Source organism: Streptomyces sp. AcH 505 (assembly GCF_000818175.1).
Lineage (GTDB): Bacteria > Actinomycetota > Actinomycetes > Streptomycetales > Streptomycetaceae > Streptomyces.
Genome location: NZ_JTIY01000002.1, coordinates 532915 through 540128, shown reverse-complemented (window position 1 = coordinate 540128; position 7214 = coordinate 532915). Strand labels below are relative to the sequence as shown.

The 7214-nt window shown below is 70.6% G+C and carries 8 protein-coding genes; 4 read left to right on the top strand and 4 right to left on the bottom strand.

The genetic code is table 11. The features are described from left to right. The 3 genes from HY68_RS32550 to HY68_RS32540 all read left to right on the top strand — a co-directional run. Window positions 1–885, top strand: an 885-nt coding sequence (locus HY68_RS32550; RefSeq protein WP_041998603.1) for a PD40 domain-containing protein, incomplete at its 5' end; no start/stop codon positions are given. Between the two features lie 270 nt (window positions 886–1155). Next, the gene (locus HY68_RS32545) at window positions 1156–1767 is read left to right on the top strand and encodes a beta-glucanase (RefSeq protein ID WP_042000494.1); all 612 of its coding nucleotides are present in this window, start codon (window positions 1156–1158) and stop codon (window positions 1765–1767) included. Between the two features lie 58 nt (window positions 1768–1825). Beyond that, complete coding sequence (locus HY68_RS32540; protein WP_041998601.1) at window positions 1826–2305, top strand: VOC family protein; 480 nt, start codon at window positions 1826–1828, stop codon at window positions 2303–2305. 82 nt (window positions 2306–2387) lie between these two features. On the opposite strand, the gene HY68_RS32535 is transcribed toward HY68_RS32540, so the two are convergent. From HY68_RS32535 to HY68_RS32520, 4 genes are all read right to left on the bottom strand, one after another. Next, window positions 2388–3464, bottom strand: a complete 1077-nt coding sequence (locus HY68_RS32535) for a L,D-transpeptidase (protein WP_041998599.1) — start codon at window positions 3462–3464, stop codon at window positions 2388–2390. A 110-nt stretch (window positions 3465–3574) separates the two neighbouring features. Further along, window positions 3575–4993, bottom strand: a complete 1419-nt coding sequence (locus HY68_RS32530) for a DUF2252 domain-containing protein (RefSeq protein WP_041998596.1) — start codon at window positions 4991–4993, stop codon at window positions 3575–3577. Window positions 4994–5187: 194 nt separating this feature from the next. Then, window positions 5188–5427 (bottom strand): hypothetical protein, encoded by a 240-nt coding sequence (locus HY68_RS32525; RefSeq protein ID WP_157874476.1) that lies wholly within the window; start codon window positions 5425–5427, stop codon window positions 5188–5190. Window positions 5428–5480: 53 nt separating this feature from the next. Then, the gene (locus HY68_RS32520) at window positions 5481–6284 is read right to left on the bottom strand and encodes an SAM-dependent methyltransferase (RefSeq protein WP_041998592.1); all 804 of its coding nucleotides are present in this window, start codon (window positions 6282–6284) and stop codon (window positions 5481–5483) included. A 97-nt stretch (window positions 6285–6381) separates the two neighbouring features. Here HY68_RS32520 and HY68_RS32515 point away from each other — a divergent pair. Further along, window positions 6382–7214 (top strand): cysteine desulfurase-like protein (locus HY68_RS32515; RefSeq protein ID WP_042000493.1); only part of this gene is annotated, 833 nt, incomplete at its 3' end.

Below are 7214 nucleotides of genomic sequence, written 5' to 3'. Positions count from 1 at the left end.
GCGGGGCAGGTGTCGCTCGCGCACCCGCCGGCGCCGCTGATCGTCTTCAGGAACATGGCGTACGGCCCGCACCGCGACGAGCTGAGCACCGTACCCGCCGGTGATCCGGCCGGCCGGCGCACCGCGTCGGGAGTGACGTGCCTGCGCTTCCACGCCGCAGGCGGGACCGGTATCTGCCTCCAGGCGGAGCACGGCACGCTGACGGACAGCTACCGGGCGGTGGTCCTCGACAGCAGGCTCAGGGAAGTCGCCCACTACGCGCTGCCCGGGATCCCCACCCGGGCCAGGGTCTCCCCGAGCGGGCGGCTGGCCGCCTGGACCGTCTTCGTCGGCGGCGACTCGTACGCGGGCACCGACTTCTCCACCCGCACCGCGATCCTCGACACCCGCACCGGGCGGCTCGACCCCTCCCTGGAGGCGTACCGGGTCACCAGGGACGGCCGCGCCCTGCACGCCGCCGACATGAACTTCTGGGGAGTCACCTTCGCCGACGACCGGGTCTTCTACGCGACGATGGCGACCGGCGGAAAGACGTATCTGGTGCGCGGCGATGTGACGACCCGTTCGCTCAGCACGCTCCACACGAACGTCGAATGCCCCTCGCTGTCGCCGGACGGCACCCGGATCGCGTACAAGAAACGGGTCGCCGGGCTGCCCGCCGACTCGCCCTGGCGGCTGTACGTGCTGGATCTGCGCACGATGCGCGAGACCGCGCTGGCCGAGCCGCGCAGCGTCGACGACCAGGCGGTGTGGCAGGACGGGCGGACCGTCGTCTACTCGATGCCGAGCGACTTCGGCTCCGACCTCTACGCGCTGCCCGCCAACGGCACGGGCGCCCCTCACCTGCTGATGCGGGCGGCGCTCGCCCCCGCCTATCCGCGCTGACGGTCGCCCGTGCGAGTGATCGACACGGCGCGTCAACACCGCCTCACCGAGGGCGACGCCTACCATGTCGGGCAGCCACGGGCGGCACTCCTCCGCCGCCGTGTCGTAGGTCCCGGCGAAAGGCGTGCGGTGAGCGATCACGGATCCGGACTCAGGGAGTGGCTCGCCCAGAAGCTCAGGCCCAGGCTCGCCGTCCCGGCGCCCGCGGCCCCGCCCCGGCGGTACGGGCCGCCCGTCCTCACCGCCGACTTCACCAGCGCCGAGCAGTGGGTGGCCGGCCGTTCCTGGGCCTATCCGGACGGCGGCCCGACCAATCCGGGCGACAACAAGCTCGACCATCTCGTGACCGATCCGCAGTTCAGCAGGGGCGGCACCTTCCGCGCCTGCCGCCGCGCCGACGGCGACTGGGACACCGGGCTGCTGACCACCGAGGGCAGCGCCGACGGTTTCATGGTCCGCGCCGGTGACATCCTCGACACGCGCGTGCGGCTGCCCGTGGAGACCGGCGCGTGGCCCGCCGTCTGGACCTGGTTCGAGGGCGGCAACGAGGTCGACGTCTTCGAGTACCACCCGGACAACCCCCATCTGCTGGAGCTGACCAACCATGTCAGGGGCGGCCACCGCGGCTACACGCACGCGTCCGTCGCGCCGGGCGCCTGGGTCGATCTGAAGGTCGAGTTCGGGGCCAGGTCCGTCGTCTGGTGGGTCAACGGGGTACGGGCCTTCGCCGACGGCCGCGGGGTGGGCCGGCACTGGCGGGCGTATCTCATCGTGAATCTGTCCGTCAGCGCCGGGATGTACCACCCCGCGCCAGCGCCGGACCTGACGGCGATGTCCTTCACCGTCGAGCATCTTCATGTCCACAGGGGCGATGACTTCTGACCGCCCGCGCGGTCACCAGTGGCAGACGGACGACGCATTCCTGACGAAGGAGAACGCCATGCCTCAGATCACGCCCAACCTGTGGTTCGACACCCAGGGCCAGCAGGCGGCCGAGTTCTACGTCTCGGTGTTCCCGAACTCGAAGATCACGAACATCCTCCGCTACGGCGAGGCGGGCCCCGGCCCGGCCGGCTCGGTGCTGACCGTCGACTTCGTGCTGGACGGCCAGCCCTACACGGCGATCAACGGCGGCCCGCAGTTCACGTTCGACGAGGCGATCTCACTGCTGATCAACTGCGCCGACCAGGACGAGGTCGACTACTACTGGGACAAGCTCACCGACGGCGGCGAAGAGGTCCAGTGCGGCTGGCTCAAGGACAAGTACGGGCTGTCCTGGCAGGTCGTCCCGGTCGGGATGGCGGACGTGCTGGGCGACCCGGACCCCGCGCGGTCCGAGCGCGCCGTCAAGGCCATGTTCGCCATGAAGAAGATCGACCTGGCGGCGCTGCGGGCGGCGGCCGACGGCACGGACAGCTAGGGCCTCTCGTTTGGATCATGCCGGGCTCGCGTGCCCTGGCACCGCGCCCTGATCCGGCCTGATCCAAACGAAAGGCCCTAGGTCAGAAGATCGTGGCGGCCGTCTGCGCCCCGCCGGCACTCCCGGCCAGCCACTTCGACCACGACAGGTTGAAGGCCGCGTACCCGTTGTCGGCGGCGGCCTTGCCGCGCGGTGAGCCGGTGATGGTGACCGGGTCACCCTGCTTCACGTAGTTGTAGAACCACTTCGCGTCGGCCATCGACAGGTGCACGCAGCCGTGCGAGCCCACGCTGTGTCCCGGGTACGGGTCACCGGTGGAGTAGTGGATGTAGGTGCCCGAGGTGGTGAGGTGGACGTCCCACGGCAGCTTCAGGTCGTAGAAGTCCTTGTCCTTCTTGTCGCAGCTGATCCCGACGCTGCACGAGGTCATATGGACGGTGCGCTCCTTGTCGATCACCGCCATGGTGCCGTTCCAGGACGGCCAGTCCTTGCTGCCCGCGTCGATCGGGAGCGTACGGACGGGGGCGCCGTTCTTCGTGATCTTCAGGGTGTGGCCGGGTACGGAGACGGCGGCCTCGACGTCGTCACCGATGGTGAACGAGTGCTCGTAGTCGTGGGTGCCGAGGCGGCCGTTCCCGTTGCTCACCCCGGTCAGCTCGGCGTCGACCCTGACCTGCGTACCGGACTTCCAGTAGCTCTGGGGGCGCCAGTCCACGCGGGTGCCGCTGAACCAGTGCCAGGCGCCGGTGGTGGGCTCCGACGCGGAGACCTTGAGGTGCTGCTCGACGTCCGCGCGGGCCGAGGCCGCGACCGGGTTGCTGAAGACCACCGAGATCGGCATGGCCACGCCGACCGTGGCGTCGGTCTGCGGGGTGATCGTGTTCAGCAGCATCGGCTGCGGGGGCTTCGGCTTGGGGTCGGGCTTCGGTGGCGCGGGCGTCGACGACGAGGCGAGCGCGGAGGCGGAGAGAGAGGCTGAAGGGGAGGGCGAGGCCGAGGCGGAGGCGGAGGCCACGGGCTGCTGGTGCGCACTCACGGTCGGTGAGACCGGTGGCTTCGCGTCGGCGGCGGCCGAGACACCGCCGCCGCAGGCACTGGCGCCCGCGATCACCGCGCCCGTCGCCAGTGCGATCCCTATGCTGCTCCTGCTTCGGCCCATGCGCACGCGCATATTCCACTCGCCACTTCTTCAGAGGTCCGATATCCCTGGAGATACGGATTTCCGTGCCCATGGTTACACGAATGGTGTAAAACAACGGCCAAAGCTGGTCAGGTCGTGACCGCAATCACGCGCCCCGTGCCGATCGCCTCGGTCAGCGCGCGGTGGTCGTGTTCGTTCTGGTCGGCGTAGCTCTCGGCGAACCCCACCAGCGCCCGGTCGAAGACGTCCCCGGCGCCCAGATAGGCGGCGACGGCGATCCTGTCCCCCGACCTGGCGTGCGCGCGGGCCAGGGTGGCGCCGCAGAGTTCGCCGAAGACCCGCATCCCGCGCGGCACCATGATCTGGGGTACGGCGACGCCCTTCCAGTCGTTGAACTGCCGGATGTAGAAGTCCCGTTGCCTGTCGTCGAGGCCCTGGACCCGGTCCCAGCCGAGGAAGATGTCACCGACGGACTGCATGAGCCGCTGGCCGGCGACGACCCGGCAGCCCTGGTTGTCGTAGACACTTCCGCCGACATGCTCGGCGAGCACCGAGGTGTCGGCCTCCTTGGCCTGGAGGATCAGCGGGTCCTGGTCGTCCTTGCCGAGGAGCAGCACGATCCAGCAGCGGGTGCCGACACTGCCCACGCCGACCACCTTGCGGGCGATGTCGACCACCCGGTACTGCTGGAGCAGATGCCTGCGGTCCATGGACAGGCTGCCCGCGTACCGGTCGACGAGTTCGCGCAGGCCCGCCTCCAGCCGGTCACGCTCGGCGCCGGGCAGCATGTCGTCCAGCGGCACGATCAGCGGCGGGTCGGCCACGAAGCGGCGCTCGCCGTGCAGCAGGTGGGTGAGCTTTTCGAACGCCCGCAGATTGTCCCTGGTCCTGGCCTTTCCCACCGCCTTGGTGACACGCCCGCGGCCCCGCTTGTCGAGCCGCTTACCGACCGTGGCGCGCAGTTCCTCGACGTCGGCGCGTTCGTACCAGACGGCCAGGTTGCCCAGCCCGGCGAAGTACCGCATGCGCTCGCGGTACGAGCCCACGGCGGCCCGGACGATCGCGGCGCGCTCCTTGGCCGAGTAGCCGTTCTCGCGGCCCGCGATCACCAGGCTGGCGGCCAGCCGTTTCACGTCCCACTCCCAGGGGCCTGGCAGGGTCTCGTCGAAGTCGTTGATGTCGAACATCAGCCGCCGCTCGGGCGAGGCGAGCAGCCGGAAGTTCATCAGATGGGCGTCACCGCAGAGCTGGGCGGTGAGACCGGTGTGCGGCGCCGCGCCCAGGTCGGCCGCCATGACGGCAGCGGCGCCCCGGTAGAAGCGGAACGGCGACTCGGCCATGCGTCCGTAGCGGATCGGGACGAGATCCGGTACGCGCGTGGCGGACTGGCTCTCGATCACGTCGATCGGGTCGGGGCGGCCGGCTGCGGCGGTGAATTCGCCGTGCGCCGATCTCGGCAGGATCCGGCGGGCGGCCTTGCCCGCCGCCGCGCGTTCGGTCGGGGTCAGATAGGTCCCGCCTGCGGCCGGGCTGATGGACGTCTGCATGGCGGCCCTTCCCGTCGTCCCGACGAGCCGGACACTCTCGCCCCAGGGGCTGACCTGGCCCCCTCCATTCTCCGCCGCCCGCCGGGCAGCGCATCTCGGCGGCTCGGACAGACGCGGACAGGCTCGGACAGCGGCGGACGGACGGGTGGCCGGGCACCAGGGGTGCCCGGCCACCGGGTCGCTCAGGAGAGTGGTCAGTGCAGCAGGTCGTTGCCGGACTTCACCACCTGCGTGCCGCCCTTGACCACGCCCTGCACCGCGGCCGCCTTCTCCCCCAGGGCTCCGTCGGCCACGGGCTTGACCTCTCCGCCGGCTGCCGCCGCCGTCTGGGCCGCACCGCTGAGGGTGCCGCCGAAGTCGAGGGCCTGGGCCGAGGGGGAAAGGGCGGCGAGGAAGGCGGAACCTGCCGCCGCGGCAGTGAGGATTCGACGCATGTTCATGATCCGTACAACGCACGGGCCGGGCGGAGGTCACGGTTCCGTTCGGCTCAGGGCTTGAGTCCCACACCCGCGACGGACTCCACCCGGCCGAAGTCGCCGGTGTCGTCCGGGTCGGGCCGCCACTCGGACGTCATGACGATGCCGGGCTCGACGAGTTCGAGTCCGGCGAAGAACTCGCCGATCTGCGCCGGCGGCCTGAGGTGGTACGAACTGGCCGAGTTGGCGTTGTAGACCGCGATGGCCTGGTTCGCCGTCTCGTTGCCGTCGGTGCCGTCGCTGAGCGCCAGATAACTGCCCGACGGCAGGGCGGCGAGCATCTCCTCCACCACGTCCTGCGGCTTCTCCGCGTCGGACAGCTGCCCCATCATGCCGAGCATCGTCAGCCCCACCGGACGGCTGAAGTCCAGCGTCTTGGCCGCCTCCGCGAGGATCTTGCCGGCGTCGAGCACATCGGCGTCGATGTACGCGCAGGCACCCTCGGGGGTGCTGGTGAGCAGCGCCCTCGCGTGGGTGAGGACCAGCGGGTCGTTGTCGACGTAGACGATCCGGGACTCGGGCGCCAGCCGCTGGGCCACCTCGTGGGTGTTGTTGGCGGTGGGCAGACCCGTGCCGATGTCCAGGAACTGCCGGATCCCCGCCTCGCCCGCCAGGAAGCGGACCGAGCGGGCGAGGAAGGCCCGCTGCGCGCGGGCGATACGGGCGATGTCGGGGAACGTCTTGAGGATGACGTCGCCGGTCTCGGCGTCGACGGGGTAATGGTCCTTGCCGCCCAGAAGGTAGTTCCATACGCGCGCCGAGTGCGGACGGTCCGTCTTCAGTCTGAGGGCGAGGGGGTCTTGGGGAGTGCTCATGGCCAAAGCTTCACATATCCAGTGGATCTGTACCCGGGGATTGCACAATGCCTGTTCGATTAGGCTCACCAGCCCCGACATGAACAGGGAGTTCTCCATGACGTACGACGTCGAGGCGGTCCGCGCGCAGTTCCCGGCGCTGCGGGCCGGGGGCGCGCATTTCGACGGGCCCGGCGGTACGCAGACGCCTCGGCCCGTCATCGACGCGATCGGCGAGGCGCTCGCGGGACCGCTGTCGAACGGCGGCGGCGGCAGGACCGCCGGGGAGCGCAGCGCGGGCGAGCTTGTCGTGGCCGCGCGCCGGGCGATGGCCGATCTGCTCGGCACCGAACCGTCGGAGATCGTCTTCGGCCGCAGCGCGACGCAGCTGACGTACGACCTGTCCCGGACGCTGGCCGCGTCCTGGGCGCCGGGTGACGAGGTGGTCGTGACCCGGCTGGACCATGACGCCAATGTGCGCCCGTGGATCCAGGCGGCGCAGGCCGCCGGGGCGACCGTACGGTGGGCGGACTTCGACCCGGCGTCGGGCGAGCTGACCGCCGACGACGTCCGCGCCGTCCTCTCGGAGCGCACCCGGCTGGTCGCCGTCACGGCCGCATCGAACCTCATCGGCACCCGGCCGCCGGTCCCGGAGATCGCCCGGCTCGTGCATGAGGCGGGCGCGCTGCTCCATGTCGACGCCGTGCACGCGGCGGCACACACCTATGTGGACAGGGACGCGCTCGGCGCGGACTTCCTGGTCTGCTCCCCTTACAAGTTCTGCGGGCCGCATCTGGGGGTGCTCGCCGGGCGGGCCGAACTGCTGGAGGGGCTGCGGCCCGACAAGCTGGTGCCGTCCGCCGACACCGTGCCCGAGCGGTTCGAACTGGGCACGCTGCCTTACGAATTCCTCGCCGGCGTGCGCGCCGCGGTGGATTTCTTCGCCGCGCT

Excerpts from the sequence above, each read along its gene's own strand:
- HY68_RS32540 (WP_041998601.1), top strand. The coding sequence starts at position 1,826 with ATGCCTCAGATCACGCCCAACCTGTGGTTCGACACCCAGGGCCAGCAG.
- HY68_RS32535 (WP_041998599.1), bottom strand. The coding sequence starts at position 3,464 with ATGGGCCGAAGCAGGAGCAGCATAGGGATCGCACTGGCGACGGGCGCG.
- HY68_RS32530 (WP_041998596.1), bottom strand. The coding sequence starts at position 4,993 with ATGCAGACGTCCATCAGCCCGGCCGCAGGCGGGACCTATCTGACCCCG.
- HY68_RS32525 (WP_157874476.1), bottom strand. The coding sequence starts at position 5,427 with ATGCGTCGAATCCTCACTGCCGCGGCGGCAGGTTCCGCCTTCCTCGCC.
- HY68_RS32520 (WP_041998592.1), bottom strand. The coding sequence starts at position 6,284 with ATGAGCACTCCCCAAGACCCCCTCGCCCTCAGACTGAAGACGGACCGT.